The following is a 25,024-nucleotide window of genomic DNA, read 5'->3' as shown; positions in this document are numbered from 1 at the left end:
ATCCGAACGCCGGCTCACCCGGATTTGGCCGCCATACGTTACGGGGGAATCGCGGATTTCGCGGTGATGGCCCGAAAGGACAGCGATGTCTTACCTGGTGGCGGTCCCCGAAGCGGTCAGCGCGGCAGCGACGAAAGTTGCCGAGTTCGGCGCGGCCCTCAGGAGCGCCAATTCCTCCGCGGCGGGTGCCACCACCGGGTTGCTGGCCGCCGGTGGCGACGAGGTCTCGGCGGCCATCGCGTCGCTGTTTTCCACGCACGGCCAGGCCTACCAAGAGGTGGCCGCGCAGATGACGGCCTTTCACGACCGCTTCGTGCAGGCATTGACCGCCGGTGCCGGCGCTTATGCCCACGCCGAGGCGGCCAACGCCTCCCCGCTGCAGACCCTGGAGCAAGACGTGTTCGGCGCGATCAACGCCCCGACCCAGGCCTTGTTGGGGCGTCCGTTGATCGGCGACGGCGCGGCCGGTACCGCGACCAACCCCAACGGACAAGACGGCGGACTGCTGTTCGGCAACGGCGGCGCCGGCTACTCCCAACCGGCCGGGTCCGGCCTGGCCGGCGGCAACGGCGGCAGCGCCGGACTGATCGGCAATGGCGGCATCGGCGGGGCCGGCGGCGCCGGTGCGGCCGGCGGCGCCGGCGGTCACGGCGGCTGGCTGACCGGCAACGGCGGCAACGGCGGCGTCGGCGGCAATGCGGTGCTCGCCGGCGGCAGCGGCGGCAACGGGGGGGCCGGCGGCGCCGCCGGGCTGTGGGGCGACGGAGGCACCGGCGGTCACGGCGGCGCCGGCCTGGCCGGCAACAACGGTGTCAACCCGACACCGGTCACCGACCCGGGCCTCAACGGCAAGCCCGGTGACAGCAACGTGCCCGGCCCGAACGGCTTTGAGACGGGTACCAAAGGCGGTGACGGCACGACCGGCGGTGCCGGCATCAACGGCGGCAACGGCGGCGACGGCGGCGCTGCCAATGCCAACTTCACGACCAGCTTCGGCGCCGTCGGAGGTGCCGGCGGCAACGGCGCCACGGGCGGTTACGGCGGCGCCACCGGCGGCGCCGGTGGCTCCGGAGGTCCCGCCGCATCCGAATTCGGTCCCGCGTTGGGCGGTAACGGCGGTAACGGCGGCGACGGCGGCGCCGGCACCAACGGCCAGGCCGGCGGCGCCGGCGGTGTCGGGGGCGCCGGCGGCAACGGCGGGTGGCTGGTCGGCAACGGCGGCGCCGGCGGCGCCGGCGGCAACGGCGCAATCGGCGGTAACGGCGATATCGGCGGCACCGGCGGTGCCGGCGGCTTCAACGGTGTTCCCGGCGGTAACGGTGCCGCCTCTACATTTGCCGTCGCCAGCGGGGGTGCCGGCGGCAATGGCGGCAGCGGCGGCACCGGCGGGCACGGAGGGCACGGCGGCAGCGGCGGCACCGGCGGCGCCGGTGGCGCCGCCGGCTGGCTGGCCGGCAACGGCGGCAGCGGCGGGCAAGGCGGTAGCGGCGGCGCCGGCGGGGTCGGGGGTGCCGGTGGCACCGGCATCGACGGGGCCCCCGGAGCCACCGCATTCAGCGAACACTATGTGACCGACGGCGGTGACGGTGGCGCTGGCGGTAATGCCGGTCACGGTGGAACGGGCGGCGACGGGGGTGACGGCGGTCACGGCGGCGCCGGCGGGCGCAGCGGATTGCTCAGCGGCCAGCTGGGCGCCGCCGGGATTGGCGGTGGCGGGGGCATCGGTGGTGGCGGCGGCACCCACGGCACCCCCGGCAACGGCGGCGCAGGCGCACTCGGTACCGATGTCTCCGGATTCGACGGCAAAGCCGGCCTCGGCGGCGACGCCTTCAACGGCGTCAACGGCAGCAACGGCAAGCCGGGCTAGTTACCAGCTGTTCCAGTGCGTCAGGCTTTCGGTGGGCAGCCGCTTGGCCGGCCGGAAGTCGGTGCCTTTGGTGTAGGCGATCGGGAACAGCCCGCCCTGGCTGTACTGGTCGTAGGGAATACCGAGCAGGTCGGCCACCTGCCGCTCACCGTCGCCCAGCAGGTGCAACGTCGTCCAGCAGGAACCGAGCCCGCGGGACCGCAGCGCCAGGCAGAAGCTCCACACAGCCGGGAACAGCGAGGCCCAGAACGACACACCGCCGAGCGGTGTCTGGTCCTCCCGGCCCTGGATGCACGGGATCATCAGCACCGGCGCTTCGTGCATGTGCTCGGCGAGATAGGTCGCGGAATTTCTGACCTTGCCCATCCGCTCACCGCGGGTGTCGCCCTCGGGGTACTCGGGTGCAGGTGCGCTGAGGTATGCCCGGGCATTGGTCAGGTAGACGTCGGCGATTGCTTTCTTGGTGGCGGCGTCCTCGACGAACACCCACTGCCAGCCCTGGGAATTGGAACCGGTGGGCGCCTGCAGCGCCAGTTCGAGGCATTCCATCAGCACGTCGCGGGGTACCGGCTGGTCGAAGTCGAGGCGTTTGCGGACCGAGCGGGTGGTGGTCAGGACTTCGTCGACGGTCAGATTCAGGGCCATATGGGGAGGCTACCGGTGTCCCCATATAGGACTCCCCCCGTGCGGCCCGAAAGTGAACTGCCCGACGCAATCTCGGCGCGAGGGATCAGCGGAAGTCGCGGGACCTCGAGCCCACCGCCAGGCTGATGCGGCCCAGCCGCTCGGCTACGACGGTGATTGCGCCGCTGGCGTTTTGGACCTGGCCGCGGATCAGCAGCGCCGGCGCCGTGTTCGCCAGCTTGCGGTGCCGTGCCCACACCCCCGGTGTGCAGAGCACGTTGACCATTCCGGTCTCGTCTTCGAGGTTGATGAAGGTCACCCCTTGGGCCGTCCCGGGCCGCTGCCGATGGGTCACCGCACCGGCGATCAGCACCCGGTCGCCGTCGGGTACCGATCCCAGTGCGTCGGCGGGGAGCACCCCCATCGCGTCCAGGTCGGCACGCAGGAACTGCGTGGGATAGCTGTCCGGGGAGATGCCGGTGGCCCACACGTCGGCGGCGGCCAGCTCCAGCTCGCTCATTCCCGGCAGCACCGGGATGTGCGACCCATCAGCACCCTGGGCACCCACTCCGGGCAGCCGGTCCGGCCGCTGAGTGGCGGCGGCGCCGGCCGCCCACAGCGCCTCCCGTCGCGACATCCCGAAGCAGCCCAGCGCCCCGGCCGTCGCCAGCGCTTCGGTCTGCGGCACGGAAAGTTGCACCCGGGATGCCAGGTCCAGCAGCGAGGCGAAGGGGCCGTTGGCATTTCGCTCGCCGACCAGCTTCTCGGCGAGGTCGTCACCGATATGGCGGACGGCGCCCAGCCCAAGGCGGACCTCCATACCCGCGTTCTCCAGAGTCGCGTGCGCCAGGCTGGCGTTGACGTCGGGACCGTGTACCACCACACCGTGCCGGCGCGCGTCGGCCACCAGCGACTGGGGTGAATAGAAACCCATCGGCTGGGCGCGTAGCAGCGCCGCGCAGAATGCCGCCGGGTGGTGCAGCTTGAACCATGCCGAGTAGAACACCAGCGACGCGAAGCTCAGCGCGTGGCTTTCCGGGAAGCCGAAATTGGCGAACGCCTCCAGCTTTTCGTAGATCCGGTCGATCACCTCGTCGCGGGTGCCGTGCAGCGCACGCATGCCGTCGTAGAACCGCCCGCGCAGCCGCTGCATGCGTTCGGTGGAGCGCTTGGACCCCATGGCACGACGCAGCTGGTCGGCCTCGGCGGCGGTGAAGCCGGCGCAGTCGACCGCCAGCTGCATCAACTGCTCTTGAAAAAGCGGCACCCCCAATGTCTTCCGCAATGCCGGCGCCATCGACGGATGTTCGTAGACGACCGGGTCAATGCCGTTGCGCCGCCGGATGTAGGGGTGCACCGACCCGCCCTGGATGGGTCCGGGACGGATCAGCGCGACCTCGACCACCAGGTCGTAGAACACTCTCGGCCGCAGCCTGGGCAAAGTGGCCATCTGCGCACGCGACTCCACCTGGAACACGCCGACGGAATCAGCGCGGGCCAGCATTTCGTACACCGCCGGTTCGGAGAGGTCGAGCTTGGCCAGGTCCACCTCGAGGCCCTTGTGTTCGGCCACCAGGTCCATGGCGTAGTGCAGTGCCGAGAGCATGCCCAGCCCGAGCAGGTCGAACTTCACCAAACCGATTGCCGCACAGTCGTCTTTGTCCCATTGCAGGACGCTGCGGTTTTCCATGCGCGCCCACTCCACCGGGCACACGTCGGCGATCGGACGATCGCAGATCACCATGCCGCCGGAGTGAATGCCCATATGCCGCGGCAGATTCCGGATCTGGGTGGCCAGGTCGACCACCTGCTCGGGGATGCCGTCCACCTCGGCGGCCTGCCCGTTCCAGTGGCTGATCTGCTTGCTCCACGCATCCTGCTGGCCCTGCGAAAAGCCCAGCGCGCGGGCCATGTCGCGCACCGCACTGCGCCCCCGGTAGGTGATGACATTGGCGACCTGGGCGGCGTAGTCGCGGCCGTATTTGTCGTAGACGTACTGGATGACCTTCTCCCGCCGATCCGACTCGATGTCGATGTCGATGTCGGGCGGGCCGTCGCGGGCCGGCGACAAGAAGCGCTCGAACAACAACTCGTTGGCCACCGGGTCGACGGCCGTGATGCCGAGGGCATAACAGACCGCGGAGTTGGCCGCCGACCCCCTGCCCTGGCACAGGATGTTGTTTCTTCGGCAAAACTGGGTGATGTCGTGCACCACCAGGAAGTAGCCCGGAAACTTCAGCTGGGCAATGACTTTCAGCTCATGTCCGATTTGGGCGTAAGCCCGTGGCGCACCGTCGGGCGGTCCGTAGCGGTGGCGGGCGCCCGCCATGACCAGCTGCCGCAGCCAGCTGTCCTCGGTGTGCCCGCCGGGTACGTCGAACGGCGGCAGCTGCGGTGCGATGAGCGCCAACTCGAACGCGCACTGCCCGCCCAGCTCGGCGGCGGCGGTCACCGCCTCGGGGCGCCAAGCGAACATCCGGGCCATCTCGTCGCCGGACCGCAGATGCGAGCCACCCAGCGGTGCCAGCCACCCGGCGGCGGAATCCAGAGACTGCCGGGCGCGGATCGCACCCATCGCCATGGCCAGCCGGCTGCGTGACGGGTGGGCGAAATGCGCTCCAGTCGTGGCGACGACGCCGACGCCGAAGCGTGGCGCCAGGCCGGCCAGCGTCGCGTTGCGTTCGTCGTCGAGCGGGTGACCATGGTGGGTCAACTCGATGCTGACTCGGTACGCACCGAACCGATCCACCAAATCGGCCAGCGCCCGCTGCGCCGCGTCCGGGCCGCCTTCGGAGAGCGCCTGGCGCACATGGCCTTTCCGGCATCCCGTCAGGATGTGCCAGTGCCCGCCGGCGGCCTCGGTCAATGCGTCGAAGTCGTACCGCGGCTTGCCTTTCTCACCGCCGGCCAGATGGGCTGCCGCCAGTTGCCGGGACAGCCGCCGGTAACCCTCGGGGCCGCGGGCCAGGACCAGCAGGTGCGGGCCGGGCGGGTCCGGCTGCTCGGTGCGGGCCTCCGATCCCAGCGACAGCTCGGCGCCGAACACGGTACGCATATCGAGTTCGGCGGCCGCTTCGGCGAAGCGAACCGCCCCGTACAGGCCGTTGTGGTCGGTGAGCGCCAGTGCGCACAGATCCAGCCGGGCGGCTTCTTCGACCAGTTCCTCCGGCGTACTGGCCCCGTCGAGGAAGCTGTACGCCGTATGCGCATGCAGCTCGGCATACGCGGCCGACGAACGGACCCGAGCATTCTCTGGCGGCTGGTACGTCCCGCGCTGACGCGACCAGGGGCCCTCCAAGCCGGCATCGTCGGCCGGCTCCGCCGCAACCGGCGCACCGGCATGGCGCGGCTTGCCGTCCAGCACCCGCTCCATTTCCGCCCAGCTCGGCGGCCCGTTGCCCCAGCCCATGCCCTGCAGCCTATCGAACATCTGTTCGATTGTCGAGTCCATCCTGCCGCCGCGCGTTCACGCTGTAAACCCTTCGTTAACTCGAAAAACGCGTTCTTAACCTGGCAGGCCTATCGCACCCGGGTGTCCACGACGGATACTGGACGGATTCACAAAAGGCGGTGGGGAACCCGGCATGGCACAACTGACCACATTGGACACCGGCTTGCTCAAGGCCGGGGATTCGCAGTGGCACACGAGCCTGGCCACCGGTGCGGTGGCGGTCGTCAACGGCGTCGTGCCTGACTTCGATGTGCTCAAAGACGTTCTGGCCCAGCGGCTTCGATCAATGCCACGATACGCGCAGGTGCTCCGGGCCGAGTGGGTCGAACATCCGCAATTCGATCCGGCCCAGCACATGCAACGGATGGCGCTCCCCAGCCCGGGCGACGACACTGAATTGTTCCGGGCGATCGCCCACGCCTTGACCCGTCCCCTCGACGTGGACCGCCCGCTGTGGGAATGCTGGATCATCGAAGGCCTCAACGACAATCGCTGGGCGATCCTGCTCAAAATCCATCCGTGCATGGCGGACGGTATCTCGGCCGCGCAGCTCCTCACCGGACTCTGCGACGATGCCGACAGCGACACCTTCGCCAATCGCGTTGCCGTGACACCGCTTCCGGCACCGGAAACCGGCGCCCGCAGCCGGGCCGATGCGCTGCGGCGAACTGCCGCCGCCGTCACCACAACCCTGTTCCAGGCGGCCGCCCGCGCTGTGACCTGGCCGGTGGCGCGCACGTCGTTGACCGGACCGCTGATCACCATGCGGCGTTATCACACAGTGCGCGTTCCGCTCGCCGACGTCGACAGGGTGTGCCGCAAGTTCGGGGTCACCGCCGACGACGTCGCGCTCACGGCCATCAGTGAGGGCGTTCGGACGCTGCTACTGAACCGCGGCAATCAACCGCGTCCGGCCTTATTGCGGGTTCTCGACAAGACCGACCCGCAGATCGCAACCCGACTGCCGTATCTGCCCGTCGAGCAGGAAGACCTGATCAAGCGACTGCGCACCGTACACGCCCAAATGCACCTGGGCCGCCAGAACGGCCCCGACAACCCCGCAAGGCTTTCGCAATACGCGCCGTTTTCACTGTGCGCCAAGGCGATTCAAGCGTTGACCCGGATCTCGCCGCGCAGCGTGGTGACCCTGGCAACCGACATGACCGGGCCGCGCCACCGGCTACGGCTGATGAGCCAAACGTTGGAGCGGCTGCTGCCGATCCCACCGACCGCCCAGAAGTTGAGCACCGGGGTCGCGGTGCTGAGCTACGGCGACGAGCTGGTATTCGGCATCACCGCCGACTACGACGCCGAGCCCGACATCGCGCAACTTGCCGCCGGTATCGAGCTCGGGATGGCGCGTCTGGTGGCACTCAGCCAAGACTCCGTTCTGCTGTTCTCCAGGGACCGCCGCAGGCGTGCCGCCGGTACCCGGGCCGGCGGTGCGCGCGGCCGCACGTCCGCGTCCCCGGTGCGCCGCTGAGCCCGATCCGGAGGCATTGACCACCGTGAGAAGGTGGGATGATGTCGGTCACCATCGACCCGCGCCGCCATGATGCGGTCCTGTTCGACTCTTCTTTCGACTCGTCAGCTGACTCCGCCGAGCCGCTGATCGAGCAGCTACGCGAAGCCCGGCTCGGTACGGGGGTGTTTTCGTCCAGCGGTGATTGCCGAGATGTCCTCGACGACGCGGCCAATCGGCTGGCGGTGCGGCCGGGCAGGTGCGTCGTCGTCGCCGTCGACCCTGCCGGCGCCACGGCGGCGCGCGAGAGCGGGTTCGCGCTGGTGATCGCGGTCGACCGGAACGGACACGGCGGTGCGCTGCGTTACTGCGGCGCCGACGCCGTCGTCACCGATCTGAGGGATGTAAGGGTACGCACCGGCGACCGCCGCATGTCCGAACTTCCGGACGCACTGCAGGCACCTGGCCTCACCGCCCACCGGCCCGCGGTGTTCTTCGACTTCGACGGCACCCTGTCCGACATCGTCAACGATCCCGACGCGGCCCGGCCCGTCGCCGGTGCGGCCGAGGCGCTCATCCAGCTGGCCGCGCAGTGCCCCGTCGCGGTGCTCAGCGGCCGCGACCTCGCCGACGTGACAACGCGGCTGGGCGTCCCCGGGATCTGGTATGCCGGCAGCCATGGTTTCGAGCTGACCGCACCCGACGGAACACATCACCAGAACGAGGCAGCCGCGGTGGCCATACCGGTGCTCGAGCAGGCGGCCGCTCAGCTGCGTGAGCGACTCGGGTCCATTCCCGGTGTTGTGGTGGAGCACAAGAGGTTTGGCGTAGCCGTGCATTACCGCAACGCGGCACGAGACCGCGTCGGCGACGTCGCCGCGGCGGTACGCACCGCCGGCCAACGCGATGCGCTTCGGGTGACGACCGGCCGCGAAGTGATCGAGTTGCGCCCGGATATCGACTGGGACAAGGGAAAAACGCTGCGCTGGGTGATCGAGCACCTGCGTTCACGCACTGCCCCCCCGGCAACTTCCCTGGTGCCGATCTACCTGGGTGATGACATCACCGACGAAGACGCGTTCGACGCCGTCCGGCCCGACGGGGTGCCGATCGTGGTGCGGCACAACGAAGATGGTGACCGGGCCACGGCGGCGCTGTTCGCACTCGACAGTCCGGCGCGGGTCGCCGAGTTCACCGCGTGGTTGGCCCGTCAGCTAACTGACGCTCACGTGAATTAGCTGGCAGCACTTGATATCCGGCAATTCCGGCCGAGCCGCAGAAACCAGCACGTGCCAGGGGCATCGGCGTTAGGCTCACACAGTCGAGCGGAGGACGCCATGTCGTATGTGTTCGCAACGCCGGAGATCATCGCCACAGCTGCAACAGACTTGGCCGGAATCAGGTCGTCGATCGAAGCCGCGACGGTCGCGGCATCGGCCCCGACGGTGCCGGTGCAAGCGGCCGCCGCCGACGAGATATCGACGGCGATCGCGGCGCTTTTCGAGCGGCACGCCCTCGCCTACCGGGAGGCCTACGCGCAGGCGAGAGCGTTTCACGAGCGCTTTGTGCAGGCACTGGCCTTTGGTGGCAGCCAGTACGCCAGCGCCGAGGCCGCCAATGTTGAGCAGACCCTGCTGGACGCCGTCAATGGACCCACTCAGTTCCTGCTGGGGCGCCCGCTGATCGGAAACGGCGCCGATGGCACAGCGACCAGCCCCAACGGCGGGGCCGGTGGGCTGTTGTACGGCAACGGCGGCAACGGCTTTTCCCCCACCACCGCCGGCGCACCCGGTGGTAACGGTGGGTCTGCCGGGTTGATCGGCAACGGCGGGGCCGGCGGCAGCGGTGGGGCGGGCGCCGCCGGCGGGGTCGGCGGGAACGGGGGGTGGCTGTGTGGCAGCGGCGGGGCCGGCGGCAACGGCGGTGCGGCCACCGTCCTGGGCGGTAGCGGTGGGGCCGGCGGAGCGGGCGGCAGCGCCGGGTTGTGGGGCTCAGGGGGCGACGGCGGAATGGGCGCTGCCGGTTCGAAGGGTAACGCCGTCACGCCCGGCGGCAGCGGCGGAGCCGGTGGCGGCGGCGGGAATGCCGGGTGGCTGGCCGGTACTGCCGGGGCAGGCGGCGACGGCGGCAACGCCGCCAGCGGCCTTAACAACTTGACCGCGTCGGCCGGCGGCGCCGGTGGGGCCGGCGGCCACGCCGGGCTGTTTGGCACCGGCGGGATGGGTGGAACCGGCGGTATCGGCGGGACCAACAGCAACAGCGGCCCGTCCGCCGGTGCCGGCGGCGCTGGCGGCGCCGGTGGCGGCGGTGGGTATCTGAGCGGCGATGGCGGTGCCGGTGGGGCCGGCGGCGCCGGCGGGCAAAACTTGAGTGGCGGCCCCGGCATCACCGGAGGCACCGGCGGAGCCGGCGGCGCCGGCGGCGCGGCCGGCTGGCTCTTCGGCAGCGGCGGGACGGGCGGCGGCGGGGGGGTTGGCGGCACAACCGCTGCGTCGGAGACCGGTGGCGCCGGAGGTGCCGGCGGCAATGGCGGGGCCGGCGCATGGCTGTCGGGGAATGGCGGCGTTGCCGGGTCCGGGGGTGCGGGCGGTCAAAATGCCGGCACCGGGCCCGGTGGCGCGGGCGGCACCGGCGGGACGGGCGGCAGCGCTGGCCTGATTGGCAACGGCGGGCCCGGCGGGGCAGGCGGGGCCGGTGGGAACCAACTGGGTGGCACCGGTAACGGCGGCGCCGCCGGTAACGGCGGATCCGGCGGAACCGGAGGATGGCTGTACGGCAACGGCGGAGACGGCGGAGACGGTGGCGCCGGCGGGAAGAATAGCGCTGGCGGCAGTAACTCCGCCGGTGGCGCCGCTGGTGACGGGGGTGCCGGCGGGAGTGCCAGGCTGATTGGGGCCGGCGGACACGGTGGCCAGGGTGGTATCGGTGGAAGCACCGCCGGCAGGCAGTCCGGTGCGTTCGGTGGTGCCGGCGGCGACGGCGGGTCCGGCGGGAACGGCGGGTGGCTGGCTGGCGACGCCGGCGCGGGCGGCAACGGTGGAATGGGCGGTAGCAACACCGCGGCTCCCGGCGGCGCCCACAACGGCAATAACGGCGGGTCCGGAGGCGACGGCGGGAACGGCGGCAGCGGCGGCAACGCCGGTCTCTTCGGCAACGGCGGCAACGCGGGCGGCGGCGGCAGCGGTGGTAGCGGCGGCGGCGCCAACACCGGTATCAACGGCATCGCTCTGGCGCCCGCCGGTCCGGGCGGCACCGGCGGTGGTGGCGGTTCCGGCGGCACCGGCGGTTCCGGTGGGCACAGCGGTCTATTGATCGGCGACGGCGGCAGCGGTGGTAGCGGCGGCAACGGTGGGAACGGCGGCACCGGGGGGAACGGCGGCACCGCCGGTAGCAGCGGCAAAGGCGGGAACGGCGGTAACGGCGGTAACGGCGGTAACGCCGGTGACGGTGGTTCCGGCGCCAACGGCGGACTGTTGTATGGCAACGGCGGTGCAGGTGGTGTCGGGGGGACCGGCGGCACAGGCGGTGGCGGCGGCACTGGCACGGTGGCCGGTGGCATTAACGGCATCAGTGGCGACGGCGGTTCCGGCGGGGCAGGTGGGCCGGGCGGAAACGCTCAGACGATTGGCAACGGCGGCGACGGCGGCAATGGCGGCGACGGCGGGGTCGGCGCCAACCCAGGAACCGGCGGGATTGGCGCCGCCGGCGGCACCGGCGGGACGTTGTTCGGTGTACCCGGAACCCATGGCGCCGACGGAACCGCTACGTAACCCCGCAATCGCGGGCGGCAATCCGGCGCCGGTGGCGTCGTAGCGACGTCGCCGCTCGTCGGCTCGGCCGCCCCAACAAGCAAATAAGTGCGCCCCGCGTCAATCTATGGCACCGTCGCACGTCCAGTGCTAACAACTGAGTGCTAACACTGCGTGCAACGGATGTCATGAGGAGGACCCGCGATCGGCAAACTTGGCTTCCGGAGCGTTGTGATGCTCGGGATCAACTCGATAATCGGAGCCGGCATCTTTCTTACCCCCGGTACGGTGATCAAGCTCGCGGGACCGTGGGCGCCCGTCGCCTACATCCTGGCGGGTGTTTTCGCGGGCATCATGGCACTGGTCTTTGCCAGTGCTGCCAGATACGTCAAAACCAATGGCGCATCATATGCCTATACGACAGCCGCTTTCGGGCAGAAAATCGGCATCTATGTCGGTGTGACCCATGCGATCGTCGCATCCATCGCCTGGGGCGTGCTGGCGTCGCTGTTCGTCTCGACATTGTTGAAAGTGGCTTTCCCAGAGAAGAATTGGGCCGACGACAGCGGGCTGCTGAGCGTGAAGACGTTGACGTTCCTCGGGTTCATCGTCGTGCTGTTGGTCATCAATATTTTCGGTAACCGGGCAATCAAATGGGCAAACGGGACCTCGACGATAGGCAAGGTTTCGGCGCTGTCCGTCTTCATCGTCGGCGGCCTGTGGCTCCTCGTCACACATCACCCGAGCCATTACGGAACGGCAAGTGCGTCAGGCGTTTACCAACCGGCCCCCTATGCGCTGTTCGGTGGGATTCAGCTCGCGCACGGTGCCGTCTCGGGATTGATCCTTGCCACCATCGCGGCGTTATACGCATTTACCGGTTTCGAATCGATCGCCAACGCCGCCGAAGAGATGTACGAGCCGGAGCGGACGCTGCCGAAGGCCATACCGGTCGCGATCCTCGGTGTCGGCGCCGTCTACGTGCTTGCTGTCGCGGTGGCGATGCTGCTGGGATCGGACAAGGTTTTCGAATCCGACGCCACGGTGCGGTTGGCGGCGGCCATCGACGACGGTCCGTTGCGCACGACCGTCGTTCTCGGCGCCCTAATCTCGATGTTCGGCATCAACGTAGCCGCCTCGTTCGGTGCGCCGCGGGTGTGGACAGCGCTGTCGGACACCCGGATCCTGCCGGCACGATTATCGACACAGAACCGATTCGGCGTCCCGATGATCGCGTTCGCGATCACTGCATCGTTGGCCTTGGCTTTCCCACTGGCACTTCGGTTTGACAGCGTGAACCTGATCGGGCTTGCGGTGATCGCACGGTTCATCCAGTTCATCATCGTCCCGGTCGCTCTGGTCGCCCTGGCTCGGGACACCGCCGGCAGCCACGCGACGGCGAAGCGAAACCCGTTGACCGACAAGGTGTTACCGATAGCTGCCGTTACCGTCTCGGTGGCGTTGGCGGTGTCCTTCGACTACCGGACCATCTTCGCCACACCGCAGGGTGGCGCCAACTATTTCTCGATCGCGTTGATGGTGATCACGTTCTTGGTAGTGCCGGCGATCGCCTATCTGCACTACTACCGAACCTGCGATCGCTAGGTACCGGGACGGCGCTGATCCAGCGCCCCAAGGCGCAGGACGCGACTGCGACTTTCCCATCAGCCACATCAGCCGCCACGCGGGCGGGGTGTTCGCTATTGCCGCCCGTCAGCAGTAGAGTAGTTGCGCACCTTGGTTTCTCGTTGAGAGCGGGGCAAATAGCATACCCGCCAAGGCACTCGACGCCCGCATCGAGTTCTAGCGGCTCGGGTAGATCGACGAAATCGAGCGTCGCGGGCTCGACGTCACCGCTCGCCGGCAGCTGCTGGTAGTGATTCACAGCTTGAGAACGCGACCCGCGATGAGCAGGTGCACCTCGTCGCAAACGTTTGCCACCCGTTGGTTGATCGTGCCCAGCAGATCGCGGAACATCATCCCCGAACGATGGGCGGGTACCACACCTAAGCCGACCTCATTCGTCACCACGACCGCATCGGCCAGCTCGGCCAGTGCCGCGCACAACTCGTCCAGTCGTTCCTCGACCGCAGCGTAGGCCTCGGCGGTCGTAGTATTCCACAACGCCTCCCGATCCATGAGAGCCGTTAGCCAAGTGCCCAGGCAGTCCACCAGGACGGGACACCGGATGTTGGACAAAGCCGTTGCGACGTCCGCGGTTTCGATCGTCAGCCAGGTCGGCGGGCGACGAGCGCGGTGTAGTGCGACCCGGGAATCCCAATCCGGGTCGCGGCCATCGGCGCGGCGGCCCGGAGCGACGTAGACAGCCTCTATGGCATTGGCCAACAACGCCTCGGCATGCATGGACTTTCCCGAGCGGACGCCGCCAGTGACCAGTATCCGCATCGCGTCATCGTAAGCACCTCGTTCGCGCGCAACCGATGATGACCGCCGGGGCAGCCGGTGTGCTGGTGGACTCGCGTGCTCTGTGACCGTCGATGGCTGCACCTTTTCGCGGTGTTCGGAAGCCTCGCAATGACGGCGGTCACGCTGCCCCGTCGAGACATCAGATCATCGTTCCCTACGACGGTGAGTCGTGGGGCAGCGCCGAGTCGACGCCCCACGTGTCTGGCAACATCGGCACGCGTGGGCTGCCGGGCGACATATCGTCGGGGAGCGTGGTCAAACCTGCGACTGGTCTGGGACGGGCTCGGTGCGTGGTTCCGGCGAACCCCAGAGGCGCTGCTCCCTGCTCCGGTGCCGCCGAGGTCGTCAGCTCGCTCGGATCGTCGGCGTCCGGGCCCAAATCCAGGTATTCATAACCGCGGCCGAGCCGTTTGGCTTTCACCCGGCTACGCCACTGCGGTCGAGGTTTTTCCTGAGGTGTGGCCGTTACCGCCGGGGCCTCGGCGGTGTCGGGTTCTGGTGCCTTCTTTCGGGAACTGGCGCTTGTGGGCCTTCTGGCATCCGCGCTCAGGCCACCCATCAGGTACCCGAAGTTGTCCATCCCCCCACCCAGCGCCGCATCGCTCACCGGTGGGGCCGTGGGAGCCGGCGGCGGTGGTCCGGGGGTGGGCGCCTGAGCGGTCACCTCCACGGGCGCCTGAATCGGGGTTGTGGCCGAGGTCGGGGCGCTCGTGCTGAGGGCCGCAAGGGGCGGCGTGGTGGGTGTGACGGGCGGGGGCGGTGGCGGCACCGCAGCCACTGCCGCCAGCCCTTTGACACCGATCGGTGCCAGCACAGCGCCGGCCGCAATCGGTAACAATGGGGCAGTCAGCAGCGGCACCACAGCCGTGAGCAGCACCGCAGTCTGCTCCAACAGCGTCTTGAGCAGCGCAATCGTGTCGGTGATGACCGTGCCGATGGCTTCGACAGCGGTGAATAAAATGGTGAAACCGATCGTCACCGGGTTACCCGTAGCGAAGGCCGCGGCGAGATCTGCCCCGATGAACGTGAAGGTTTGTGACAACAGTGCCACATATGTGCCGATATCCATCGGGTAGCCAAGCGCGAACGCGATGTTCAACGGGCTCAGATAGGTAAGCGGGTTGCCGAGGATGACCAGGTAAGGGTCGATCCCCGCAAACATCGTTTGGAAGAACGGCAGATTCGCCAGCCAATCGACGAACGGCTGAATGACATTGTTGTAGAAGGTGGTATACATCTGCCACAGCCATTGCTCGAACTGGTGCAGCGGGTCCGAACTCGACAGTCCCGCCGCAGCGGCCCTGGCCAGCTCCGCGTCGGCTTTCATGATCGGCGGCGCCGGCGCGGCCTGCGGTGCGGCGACAACAGCCGCGGTTGAGACCGCGTGATAGGTGCCCATTACGGCGGCGGCCTGTACCCACATCCGTACATAGTCGGCCTCGTTGAGCGCGATCGAGATTGTGTTGATGCCAAAGAAATTTGTCGCCGTCAATACTGCGTGCGCGGCATGGTTGGCAGCCAACTCAGCCAACGTTGGCATCGCAGCCACTGCGGCGGCGTATGCGGTAGCCGCGGTTTGCTGGTGAGCGGCCATCGCCGCGCTGTCGGTGCTGGCCTGCGTCAGCCAAGCAAGGTAAGGGACATGGGCGGCCACATATTCTTCGGCGCTCAGGCCTCCCCAGCTGTCCGCCTGCGCCCCGGCCACTACCGCGGCCAGCTCGTCTGCCGTCTCGGCGTAGGCAACGCTCAACGAATCCCACGCTGCCGCCGACTCCAGCAACGGACCCGGGCCGGGGCCGCTGCTGAGCAGCGCCGAATGCACTTCCGGGGGTGCAGCCAACCAGATGGCGCTCATCACCGGCCGCCCGCGAGTGCATGCACCGACCGGCTGATCAGCGGGCGCACAGCAGCAGCGCGGCTGTCCGCCTCACCGACGGTGGGGACGCCGTGCTGCCGGCACTTCGACGCCCCTACCTGCCGCGACGTCATGCTTGCAAGCGCGAGACGCCGGCGGCGGCGGCGACCGACACTGTGATCGGCGGTGCCAAACCGGCGTGCGCAGTGCACCACCGGCACCCGATCAGCGTTTGGACGAGGATGGCGGAAGCCAGGCGGCCGGAAATTCGGATGCGTCATGACGGTTCGCTCTCTCCGGGGTACACCGCCCCAGGTTCGCCGGGCACGATGACGCGAGTCTCCTGGCTCTCGGATCGCCGCTCGCCTCGCCTTCCAGCCTTTGGCCGTGGCCGATGAGGTTCGCTCCCCGATTACAGTGGCGGGACCGCGCCGGTTTCGCACCGGCTTCCTGCATTCGTCATCGCCTTACGCGCAACATCATCGCACCCCGGCGGCACCGTCGCCACCGGTAACCGGTCTGTCACTACCCCACAAGTCCAATCCAGTGACATTCACCGGCTGCGCCTTTACCTATCCACCAAACTGGGTCCAGCCCAAGGCGTTTCCCCGCCTGATGGCACGGCACCAGTGGACGCCGCCTCGATGTACCACCCACCGATGCTCGAACGCGAGTACTTCGGCAGCGATCTCAACGGCGGCGTCGTAGCAGATGAGTGCGAGCGGATGGCCAGCGGCAACTACGGCGCTCAAGAGCTGCGGGACAGGCACTTTCGCCTATCAACACCCGCGCCGGCTAAACCACGTACTCCACCGCGCCGTCGTCGAGCACCACTCGCGCCTCGGAGCCGTCGGAGCCGGCCAGCCCGGACGCCTCCGTTCGATACACCGCCTTGCCCGGCTCGGTGCGCCAGATCAGCGTGGTCAGCGTCTCGCCGGGGAACACCGGCGAGGTGAACCGCGCCGCGATCGACGTGATGTTGGCGGCCACGCCGCCGCCGAGTTCGGCGACCAGCGCGCGTCCGGACACGCCGTAGGTGCACAGCCCGTGCAGGATTGGTTTGGGAAAGCCGGCCATCTCCCGGGCAAACCACGGGTCGCTGTGCAACGGGTTGCGGTCGCCGGAGAGCCGGTAGATCAGCGCTTGATCCTCACGCGTGGGCAGGGCGACCCGGGCGTCGGGCTCACGGTCGGGGAATTCCGGGGCGACCGGCCGCTGACCCGGCTCTCCCCCGAAGCCGCCCTCGCCGCGGATCACCAGGGTGGTCAGTGTTTCGGCGACCAGCGCGCCGCTGTCCGGGTCGCTACCACGGCCGCGCAACATGATGATGGCGTTCTTGCCTTCACCCTTGTCCTGGATGTCGGCGACTTCGGAGACCACCGACAACTTTCCGGCTGGCGGCAGCGGCGCATGCAGCCGCACGGTCTGCGAGCCGTGTAACAGCCTGGCCCAGTTGAACTTTCCCACCTTGCCCGCCGCCCCAAAGGCCGGGCAGCAGATCACCGCGTAGGTCGGCAGCACCTGCTGGGCAATACCGTGGCTGTTCTCCGTCGTGAACGACAGGTCCTCGGTCCCGGCACCCACTCCCAGCGCGTAGAGCAGCGTTTCGCGGTCGGTCCATTCGAACAACATCGGCTCGGTCACCGCACCGACGGCACCGGGATCAATGGCCATGCGAGTCTCCTCTCGATTCCAAATCGAAGCTTTTTCTGCAGTCAACCATCGCAAACCCTTCCCAGCGACGGCATCCGCAGGGCAGGCTATCGCCATGGCCAAGCGCACCATGATCTGGAAGATGACCTGGAAAACCTCCAACGTCCTAGCTGTGCTCGCCTCGGTCATGATCGTCGGCGCCTGCGGCGGCGGAGGCACGCAGGCCCGCAACATCACCGTGACCTTCATCCGCAACGCCCAATCGCAGGCCAACGCCGACGGAGTGATCAACACCGAGGTGCCCGGCACCGGGCTCACCGCCGACGGCAAGGGACAAGCCCAGCAGCTCGCCCATCAAGTTGCGCACAACGAATTCGACAGCATCTACTCCTCGCCGATGGCCGAAGCCCAGCAGACCGCCGCACCGTTGGCAGGCGAACTGGGCAAGCAGGTCGAGATCATTACCGATCTGCAGTCCATCAATGCCGGCTGGTACAACGGCGAACCCGAATCAAGGGCCAACTCGACGTATCTGCTGGCGCCTATGGGTTGGATCAACGGCGATGCCACGCACAGCATCCCGGGGTCGATCACCGGCGACCAATTCAACAGCCAGTTCAGCAGTGCCGTCCGCAAGATCTACGACAGCGGCCACAACAAGCCGGTGGTGTTCTCCCAGGGCACGGCGATCATGGTGTGGACGCTGATGAACGTGAAGAACCCCAAGCTCAACCTGTTGAACAACCATCCGCTGCCCAATATCGGTCGGGTCGTGGTCACCGGCAACCCGATCGACGGGTGGAAGCTGGTGGACTGGGACGGCATCCGCAACTTCACCTGACTGGTTGACGGGTGCGGCCGCCAGCCACCACGATGGGCTGCATGCGATATGTCGTTACCGGCGGTACCGGGTTTATTGGTCGCCGTGTCGTCTCTCGGCTGCTCGATACCCGGTCCGACGCCCAGGTGTGGGTGCTGGTCCGCCGTCAGTCGCTGGGGCGTTTCGAACGCCTGGCGGCCGAGTGGGGTGAGCGCGCCAAGCCGCTGGTCGGCGAACTTCCGGAGCTAGCGCTGAGCGATGAGACGCTCGACGAACTGGGCCGGGTGGACCATGTCGTGCACTGCGCGGCGATCAGCCACAGCACCGCCATCACCGCCGGCGAGGCCGAGCAGCGCGCCGTCAACGTGGCGGGCACCCGGGCCGTCGTCGAATTGGCGCGGCGGCTGGACGCGACCTTGCATCACATGTCGTCGATCGCGGTGGCCGGCGACTTCGCCGGCGAGTACACCGAGGACGACTTCGACGTCGGCCAGCAGCTGCCGACGCCGTATCACCGAACGAAATTCGAAGCCGAGCGGCTGGTGCGCGCGGCGCCCGGACTGCGTTACCGCATCTACCGTCCGGCCGTGGTGATGGGCGATTCGCGCACCGGCGAAATGGACAAGGCTGACGGGGTGTACCACTTGTTCGGGCTGCTGGCCAAGTTGGCGGTGCTGCCCAAGCTGACGCCGATCCTGTTACCAGATACCGCGCGCACCAACATCGTCCCCGTCGACTACGTTGCCGGCGCGTTCGTGGCGCTCATGCATGCCGAGGGTCGCGACGGGCGGACGTTCCACCTGACCGCCTCGAAAACCATTGGCCTGCGCGGCATTTACCGCGGCGTTGCCCCGGCCGCCGGGCTGCCGCCGCTGCGCGGGTCGCTGCCGCGTTCGGTGGCCGCCCCGGTGCTCAACGCAAGCGGGCGGGCCAAGGTGCTGCGCAACATGGCCGCCGCCCAGCTCGGCATCCCCGCCGAAATCTTCGACGCCGTCGACCTCAAGCCCACCTTCGCCTCCGACGAAACCCGGAAGGCGTTGCACGGCACCGGGATCGAAGTTCCCGAGTTCGGGGCGTATGCACCCCGGCTGTGGCGGTACTGGGCGCAGCACCTCGATCCCGATCGCGCCCGTCGCGACGATCCACGAGGACCGCTGCGCGGCCGGCACGTCATCGTCACCGGCGCCTCCAGCGGCATCGGGCGGGCGTCGGCCATCGCCGTCGCCCAGCGCGGCGCAACGGTCTTCGCGCTGGCCCGCAACGCCGACGCGCTCGACCGGCTGGTCGCCGAGATCCGGGCGAGCGGCGGGCAGGCGCACGCCTTCACCTGCGATGTCACCGACTCGACATCGGTGGAGCACACCGTCAAAGACATCCTGGGCCGCTTCGGCCATGTCGACTACCTGGTGAACAACGCCGGCCGGTCGATTCGCCGCTCGGTGGTCCACTCCACCGACCGCCTCCACGACTACGAACGGGTCATGGCGGTCAACTACTTCGGCGCGGTGCGGATGGTGCTGGCGCTGCTGCCCCACTGGCGCGAGCGCCGGTTCGGTCACGTGGTCAACGTCTCCAGCGCCGGCGTTCAGGCCCGCAACCCGAAGTACAGCTCGTATCTACCGACCAAGGCGGCGCTGGACGCGTTCGCCGACGTCGTCGCCTCCGAGACGCTCTCCGACCACATCACCTTCACCAACATCCACATGCCGCTGGTGGCCACACCCATGATCACCCCGTCGCAGCGGCTCAACCCGGTGCGGGCGATCAGCGCCGAGCATGCGGCGGCCATGGTGGTGCGCGCGCTGGTCGAGAAGCCGGCGCGGATCGACACCCCGCTGGGCACGCTGGCCGAGGCCGGCAACTATTTCGCGCCCAAGGTTTCGCGGCGCATTCTGCACCAGCTGTACCTGGGCTACCCCGATTCGGCTGCGGCGCGCGGGCTGCCGTCCGCCCCGGCTGCGCCCCCGAGACGTAAGCCGAAGCGTCCGTTGCGAGCCGTCACCGGCGGCATCCGGACGCCCCGGCCGGTCCGGAGGCTGGCGCGGTTGGTGCCCGGCCTGCACTGGTGAACCCACGGTTTCAGGCGCGCCGAAGCGGCCCGACGACGCGTTCGCACAGCCGGAAACTCCAATCCGCTCTACATCGGTAAGAACCGCGACTTCGAGCCGCTGACGGACGCATTCGCCGAAGATCCGCTGTTGCAGTCCTTGATGGGCGTGCTTGCCCGGGTGGCTGCGGCCCTGGACGACGTGGCCGAATGGGATGTCAAGGTGCATCCCTTCCGCGTCCAGTCGGTGGCCGGCAGCGACGGGCGGCCGGCGCCGGAGGGCTGGCACCGCGACGGCGTCACCCTGGTCAGTTCGCTGCTGATCGGTCGGCGCAATGCCCTCGGCGGCCAGAGTTCGGTGTGCGACGTGGACGGCCGCCCGTTGCTGACCGCGACGTTGGACGAGCCGGGTACATTGCTGCTCGGCGACGACCGTCGTAGCCTGCACGACGTGTCGCCGATCCGGCCGATCGACAACTCCGAGCCGGCGCAACGTGACGTCCTGGTGATCACCTTCGCATCGCGCTGACACGCCGGGGCGGCTGCCTTAATGTCGGGACGGTGAAGCCCGTTTTCGTCGACGTCGACACCGGCGTCGACGACGCATTGGCGTTGCTGTACCTGCTGGCCAGCCCCGAGGCGGAGCTGGTGGGCATCGCCTCGACGGGCGGAAACGTTGCGGTACAACAGGTTTGCGAAAACAACCTGGGCCTGCTCGAGTTGTGCCGAGTTACCGGCATACCGGTGTCCAAGGGTGCCGGCGCAACCCTGACCGGCCCGATGGGTGACCCCTCGAGATCCCACGGACCGAGGGGTCTGGGGTATGCCGAGCTGCCGCCCGCGGACGCCCGGGTCACCGGCTACGATTCCGCGACGGCCTGGGTGCGCGCGGCCCACGCCTTTCCGGGTGAACTGATCGGCGTGGCGACCGGCCCGTTGACCAATCTGGCGACGGCGTTGCGCGCCGAGCCCGCGCTGCCGGCGTTGCTGCGCCGACTGGTGATCATGGGCGGCTGCTACGACGGAACTGCGGCGGCGGAATGGAATATCAGCGTTGACCCCGAGGCGGCGGCCGAGGTGCTCGCCGCCTGCTCCGAAAGCACTGAGCCGCAACGCCTTCCGATTCTGTGCGGCCTGGACCTGACCCGCAAGGTCGCGATGACACCGCAGCACCTCGCCCGACTGGCCGAAGCCGCGGGCGCGTCGACCACGACGATGAGCGCCCACGACCCACGCGGGACCAGGTCGGCGGCATCCAATCCGCTGATCCGGCTGGTCGAAGATGCGATGCGCTTCTACATGGAGGCCCATTACGACAATGGGCAGGAATATCTGGCGCATCTGCATGATCCACTGGCCGCGGCGGCCGCCCTGGATCCGGCGCTCGTCGCGACCCGCCCTGCCACCGTCGACGTCGAGCTGACCGGAACCCGCGGCATGACGGCGACCGACTGGACGGGACGCCGAAAACCCAATGCGCTGATCGGCGTCGGCGTCGACGCGGCGGTGTTCTTCGACCGGTTCATCGCTCGGGTTGGAACGTTCGCGCGCCGGGTAGCCGAAGGCGTATGAAACTTCGCCGCATCGAACTGCTGCGCGGGGGCTGGGGCGCCGTGCTGCTCACCGCTCCCACCATGGTGCTGAACCGGATCCACGGGGTGCACGTCGACCGCAAAGCGGTGGTCATCACTCGGGTACTCGGAGCGCGTCATCTGGTCCAGGCGCTGCTGTCCGGCCTGAAGCCGGGTCCGGCGGCGCTGGCGGCCGGCGTCTTGGTGGATACCGTGCACTCGATGACCGCATTCGGTCTGGCCGCGGTGGACCGGCGCCGAGCCCGCGGCGGCGTCGCCGACGGGCTGGTCGCGGCAGTATGGGCGTGGCTGGGCTGGCATCACCTGCACAGCGCGCGAGCCGCGCGCCCAGCGTGACGTCAGTGCGAGTTTCGGGCCAAATTTTCGCGTTGACGTCACGCTGGGCGACAACTGCTCCTCAGGCGACCCGGTATTGCTCGAGGTCGGCGTGTTTGACGGTGAGCCCGTGCCCGGGCGCGGTCCGGTCCGGACGCAGCAGGCCGTCGGGTTCGGGGTCGATGGTGCCGTCGAACGCCAGCCCCTCGATGCGCACATGGTCGTGGAAGTACTCCAAATGGCGCAGGTGCCAGACGGCGGTGCCGACGTGGGCGCTGATCTGGGGCGCGCAGTGCAGCGAAAGGTCGATGCCACGCGCGTCGCACAGTGCGGCGACTTTGAGCACGCCGGTGATCCCCACCGCGCGGGTGACGTCGGCCTGCAGGCAGTCGACCGCGCCCGCGGCCAGCATCTGATGGAAATACGGCAGGTGATAGCCGTATTCACCGGCGGCGATGTCCATGCCGGCCGGGCCGTGCTCGCACAGCCGGTGCAGCCCATCGAGGTCGTCGGAGCTGACCGGTTCTTCGAACCACCGCACGTCGTATTCGGCGAAGCGCCGCGCCCACAGCAGCGCCTGTTTGCGCTGGTAGGCTCCGTTGGCGTCGACGAACAGCTCGACGTCGTCGCCGATGGCCGACCGGGCCGCCGCCACCCGGCCCAGGTCGGCATCCGGGTCGCTACCCACCTTCATCTTGACCCGCGGAATGCCGGCCTCGACCCAGCCGCACAGCTGCTCGCGCAGCGTGCCGTTGTCGTAAGAAGTGAACCCGCCGCTGCCGTAAACCGGGGTTGCATCGTGGACCGCGCCGAGCGCGACGACCAGTGGTTCGTCGAGCAGCCGCGCCCGTAAGTCCCACAGGGCGATGTCGACCGCCGAGATCGCGCAGGCCACCACGCCCGGCTTGCCCAGGTTGCGGACGGCGTGCTGCATCTGCGCCCACCTGGCCGGCGGCTGCAGGGCGTCGGCACCGGTCAGGACGTCGGCGAGCTTGGCGCCCACCACCGTCGCCACCGCGGTGCCACCGTAGGTGTAACCGGTGCCCACCTGGCCCCCGGCCCGCACACTCACCAGGACGAAAGTGGTCGAGTCCCAGGCCAGGGTGCCGTCGGACTCCGGGGCGTCGGTGGGAATCGTGTAGGCCGAGGCTTCGACGGATTCGACTGGGATCGGTTCACCCGCGCGCAATGTCATGCCCGGGTGACTACCCGCAACCCGAACGGGGTATTCCGCTTCGCGTGGACGACAGACCACCGGTGGCCGAGCTGCTGTCACCGCATGTGTTGCGCGAATACGCGTTGCTCGCCGACGGGGAACGCGGAATCGTCATCGGTCCGCGTGGGGACTGCTGCTGGATGTGCCTGCCGCGGTGGGACAGCCCGGCGGTGTTCGGCTCGTTGCTGGGCGGCAACGGTGTGTATGCCGTCTCCCCGGATCATCCGCGGTTCGTGTGGGGCGGACGATACGAGCTGGGGTCGCTGATCTGGCGGTCGCGGTGGGTGACCACCGACGGGATCGTCGAGTGCCGGGAGGCGCTGGCGTTCCCCGGGGACCCGCACACGGCGGTGGTGTTGCGCCGCATCCGCGCCCTCGACGGGCCGGCACGGATGCGAGTCGCGCTCGACGTGCGCGCCGGCTTCGGCACCGCGCCGATGTCGGGGTTGCGCTGCCGCGACGGGGTGTGGACCGGACGGTCGGGGCCGCACCGGTTCCGGTGGACCGGCGCCGGGGATGCCAACCGCACCGGTGACGGCCCGCTGCAGGCGGTGGTGGAGGTGATTCCGGGAAGCGACCACGACCTGGTCCTGGAACTGTCCGACCAGGAATTGCCCACCGCCGTCGCACGACCCAACGACGCCTGGCATGCCACCGAAAGCGCTTGGGCGGCAGCGGTTCCCACCATATCGGGGTCGCTGGCCGACGCCGACGCGCAGACCGCATACGCGGTCTTGCGCGGGCTGACCAGCAGCGGCGGGGGCATGGTGGCCGCGGCCACCATGTCGCTGCCGGAACGGGCCGAGCAGGGCCGTAACTACGACTACCGCTATTGCTGGATCCGTGACCAGTGCTATGCCGGACAGGCTGTCGCCGCCGCCGGAGCGGACCCCCTGGTCGACGACGCCGTCCGTTTCGTCAGCGAGCGTGTGCTGGCCGACGGTCCCGGCCTCAAGCCGGCCTACTGCATCACCGGCGACCTGGTGCCCGAAGAACAGGGCTTGGATCTGCCGGGCTATCCCGGGGGCACCGTCAAGACCGGCAATTGGGTGACCGACCAATTCCAGCTGGACGCATTCGGTGAGGCGCTGCTGTTGCTGGCCGCCGCCGGGCGCCTGGATCGGCTGGACACCGGGCATTGGCGCGCCGTGGAGACCCTGGTGGAGTCGATCGAAAAGCGCTGGCGTGAGCCCGACGCCGGAATCTGGGAGATCGACGACCGGCGCTGGGCGCATTCCCGGCTGACGTGCGCGGCGGGCCTGCGGCGCATCAGCGAGGTCGCGCCGGCGCGGCAGGGCTCGCAGTGGCAGCGTCTGGCCGATCAGCTTGTCGCCGATACCAATTCGGACTGCCTGCATCCCGACGGACGGTGGCAACGCGCGCCGGATGATCCGCGAATCGACGCGGCGCTGCTGATACCGTCGATCCGCGGCGCAATCCCGGCGACCGATCCGCGCAGCGTCGCCACCGTGGCCGCGGTGCGCACCGACCTCGGCCGGCACGGGTTCGTGTATCGGTTCCAACCGGGTGAGCAACCACTCGGCGAAGCCGAGGGCGCCTTTCTGCTCTGCGGATTCCTGATGGCGCTCGCCGATCACCAGCAGGGCAACAACCTGGCGGCCGTGCGCTGGTTCGAACGAAACCGCACCGCCTGCGGTCCGCCCGGTTTGTTCACCGAGGAATTCGACATCGGTCAGCGTCAGCTGCGCGGCAACCTTCCCCAAGCCTTCGTCCATGCGCTGTTGTTCGAAGCGGCGCATGGGCTGACGGACGGGTACGGCCCGTGCGTCGGCAGCGGAACCGGGTGACTCGGCCATCTGGGCCGTTTGACTCGCGTAGCGACGGGTAGACCCACATTGTGACCATCGGCAATCGTCACCGCCGCAAGTTCCCCGACCGGTCGGCGGTGGCGATCCGATGGTCCACCCGCGTAGTTGCCGTACCGA

General features: G+C 68.8%; 17 protein-coding genes and 1 riboswitch. Of the genes, 11 read left to right on the top strand and 6 right to left on the bottom strand.

Features of this window, described 5'->3' with window-relative positions; genetic code table 11:
* Positions 1 to 85: 85 nt before the first annotated feature.
* Positions 86 to 1,867 (top strand): PE family protein, encoded by a 1,782-nt coding sequence (locus MKAN_RS19555; RefSeq protein WP_023371248.1) that lies wholly within the window; start codon positions 86 to 88, stop codon positions 1,865 to 1,867.
* Here MKAN_RS19555 and MKAN_RS19550 read toward each other — a convergent pair whose 3' ends face one another.
* Together MKAN_RS19550 and MKAN_RS19545 are read right to left on the bottom strand one after the other, a co-directional pair.
* Positions 1,868 to 2,512: a nitroreductase family protein gene (locus MKAN_RS19550; RefSeq protein ID WP_023371246.1), complete on the bottom strand. Its 645-nt coding sequence runs from the start codon at positions 2,510 to 2,512 to the stop codon at positions 1,868 to 1,870.
* An 85-nt stretch (positions 2,513 to 2,597) separates the two neighbouring features.
* Positions 2,598 to 5,900, bottom strand: a complete 3,303-nt coding sequence (locus MKAN_RS19545; protein ID WP_036391603.1) for an error-prone DNA polymerase — start codon at positions 5,898 to 5,900, stop codon at positions 2,598 to 2,600.
* A gap of 175 nt (positions 5,901 to 6,075) precedes the next feature.
* Between MKAN_RS19545 and MKAN_RS19540 the strand changes: the two genes are divergently transcribed.
* The 4 genes from MKAN_RS19540 (at position 6,076) to MKAN_RS19525 (ending at position 12,758) form a co-directional block, all read left to right on the top strand.
* Positions 6,076 to 7,425, top strand: coding sequence for a wax ester/triacylglycerol synthase domain-containing protein (locus MKAN_RS19540; RefSeq protein ID WP_023371242.1), 1,350 nt, complete (start codon positions 6,076 to 6,078; stop codon positions 7,423 to 7,425).
* Positions 7,426 to 7,466: 41 nt separating this feature from the next.
* Entirely contained in the window at positions 7,467 to 8,642 is a 1,176-nt protein-coding gene (gene otsB, locus MKAN_RS19535; protein WP_036391600.1) for a trehalose-phosphatase, read from the top strand.
* Between the two features lie 99 nt (positions 8,643 to 8,741).
* Positions 8,742 to 11,174, top strand: a complete 2,433-nt coding sequence (locus MKAN_RS19530) for a PE family protein (protein WP_023371239.1) — start codon at positions 8,742 to 8,744, stop codon at positions 11,172 to 11,174.
* Positions 11,175 to 11,387: 213 nt separating this feature from the next.
* A complete protein-coding gene (locus MKAN_RS19525) occupies positions 11,388 to 12,758 on the top strand; it encodes an APC family permease (RefSeq protein WP_023371237.1) in 1,371 nt (456 codons plus the stop codon).
* 276 nt (positions 12,759 to 13,034) lie between these two features.
* Here the strand turns inward: MKAN_RS19525 and MKAN_RS19520 are convergent, their stop codons facing one another.
* The 3 genes from MKAN_RS19520 to MKAN_RS19510 form a co-directional block, all read right to left on the bottom strand.
* Positions 13,035 to 13,559 carry a bifunctional adenosylcobinamide kinase/adenosylcobinamide-phosphate guanylyltransferase gene (locus tag MKAN_RS19520; RefSeq protein ID WP_023371235.1) on the bottom strand — a complete coding sequence of 175 codons (525 nt, stop codon included), beginning with the start codon at positions 13,557 to 13,559 and terminating at the stop codon, positions 13,035 to 13,037.
* Between the two features lie 175 nt (positions 13,560 to 13,734).
* Positions 13,735 to 15,438, bottom strand: a complete 1,704-nt coding sequence (locus tag MKAN_RS19515) for a PPE family protein (RefSeq protein ID WP_036391024.1) — start codon at positions 15,436 to 15,438, stop codon at positions 13,735 to 13,737.
* Positions 15,439 to 15,751: 313 nt separating this feature from the next.
* Positions 15,752 to 15,932, bottom strand: a riboswitch (cobalamin riboswitch).
* A 298-nt stretch (positions 15,933 to 16,230) separates the two neighbouring features.
* Positions 16,231 to 17,109 (bottom strand): MaoC family dehydratase, encoded by an 879-nt coding sequence (locus tag MKAN_RS19510; RefSeq protein ID WP_023371231.1) that lies wholly within the window; start codon positions 17,107 to 17,109, stop codon positions 16,231 to 16,233.
* A 94-nt stretch (positions 17,110 to 17,203) separates the two neighbouring features.
* Between MKAN_RS19510 and MKAN_RS19505 the strand changes: the two genes are divergently transcribed.
* The 5 genes from MKAN_RS19505 (at position 17,204) to MKAN_RS19485 (ending at position 21,883) form a co-directional block, all read left to right on the top strand.
* Positions 17,204 to 17,929 (top strand): histidine phosphatase family protein, encoded by a 726-nt coding sequence (locus MKAN_RS19505; protein ID WP_023371229.1) that lies wholly within the window; start codon positions 17,204 to 17,206, stop codon positions 17,927 to 17,929.
* A gap of 41 nt (positions 17,930 to 17,970) precedes the next feature.
* The gene (locus MKAN_RS19500; protein ID WP_036391598.1) at positions 17,971 to 19,977 is read left to right on the top strand and encodes an SDR family oxidoreductase; all 2,007 of its coding nucleotides are present in this window, start codon (positions 17,971 to 17,973) and stop codon (positions 19,975 to 19,977) included.
* 72 nt (positions 19,978 to 20,049) lie between these two features.
* Positions 20,050 to 20,484 carry a 2OG-Fe dioxygenase family protein gene (locus MKAN_RS19495; RefSeq protein ID WP_099184614.1) on the top strand — a complete coding sequence of 145 codons (435 nt, stop codon included), beginning with the start codon at positions 20,050 to 20,052 and terminating at the stop codon, positions 20,482 to 20,484.
* Between the two features lie 32 nt (positions 20,485 to 20,516).
* The gene (locus MKAN_RS19490; RefSeq protein WP_023371223.1) at positions 20,517 to 21,527 is read left to right on the top strand and encodes a nucleoside hydrolase; all 1,011 of its coding nucleotides are present in this window, start codon (positions 20,517 to 20,519) and stop codon (positions 21,525 to 21,527) included.
* A complete protein-coding gene (locus MKAN_RS19485) occupies positions 21,524 to 21,883 on the top strand; it encodes a hypothetical protein (protein ID WP_023371221.1) in 360 nt (119 codons plus the stop codon). Before MKAN_RS19490 ends, MKAN_RS19485 begins: the two co-directional genes overlap by 4 nt.
* 61 nt (positions 21,884 to 21,944) lie before the next feature.
* Here the strand turns inward: MKAN_RS19485 and MKAN_RS19480 are convergent, their stop codons facing one another.
* Positions 21,945 to 23,057 carry an enolase C-terminal domain-like protein gene (locus tag MKAN_RS19480; protein ID WP_023371219.1) on the bottom strand — a complete coding sequence of 371 codons (1,113 nt, stop codon included), beginning with the start codon at positions 23,055 to 23,057 and terminating at the stop codon, positions 21,945 to 21,947.
* Here MKAN_RS19480 and MKAN_RS19475 point away from each other — a divergent pair.
* A complete protein-coding gene (locus MKAN_RS19475) occupies positions 23,051 to 24,886 on the top strand; it encodes a glycoside hydrolase family 15 protein (RefSeq protein ID WP_023371217.1) in 1,836 nt (611 codons plus the stop codon). The genes MKAN_RS19480 and MKAN_RS19475 overlap by 7 nt on opposite strands.
* Positions 24,887 to 25,024: the final 138 nt, after the last annotated feature.

Origin of the sequence: Mycobacterium kansasii ATCC 12478 (assembly GCF_000157895.3) — a bacterium.
Classification (GTDB): domain Bacteria; phylum Actinomycetota; class Actinomycetes; order Mycobacteriales; family Mycobacteriaceae; genus Mycobacterium; species Mycobacterium kansasii.
The sequence above is the reverse complement of the archived record's forward strand: the minus strand, read 5'-3'. Positions and strand labels throughout refer to the sequence as shown.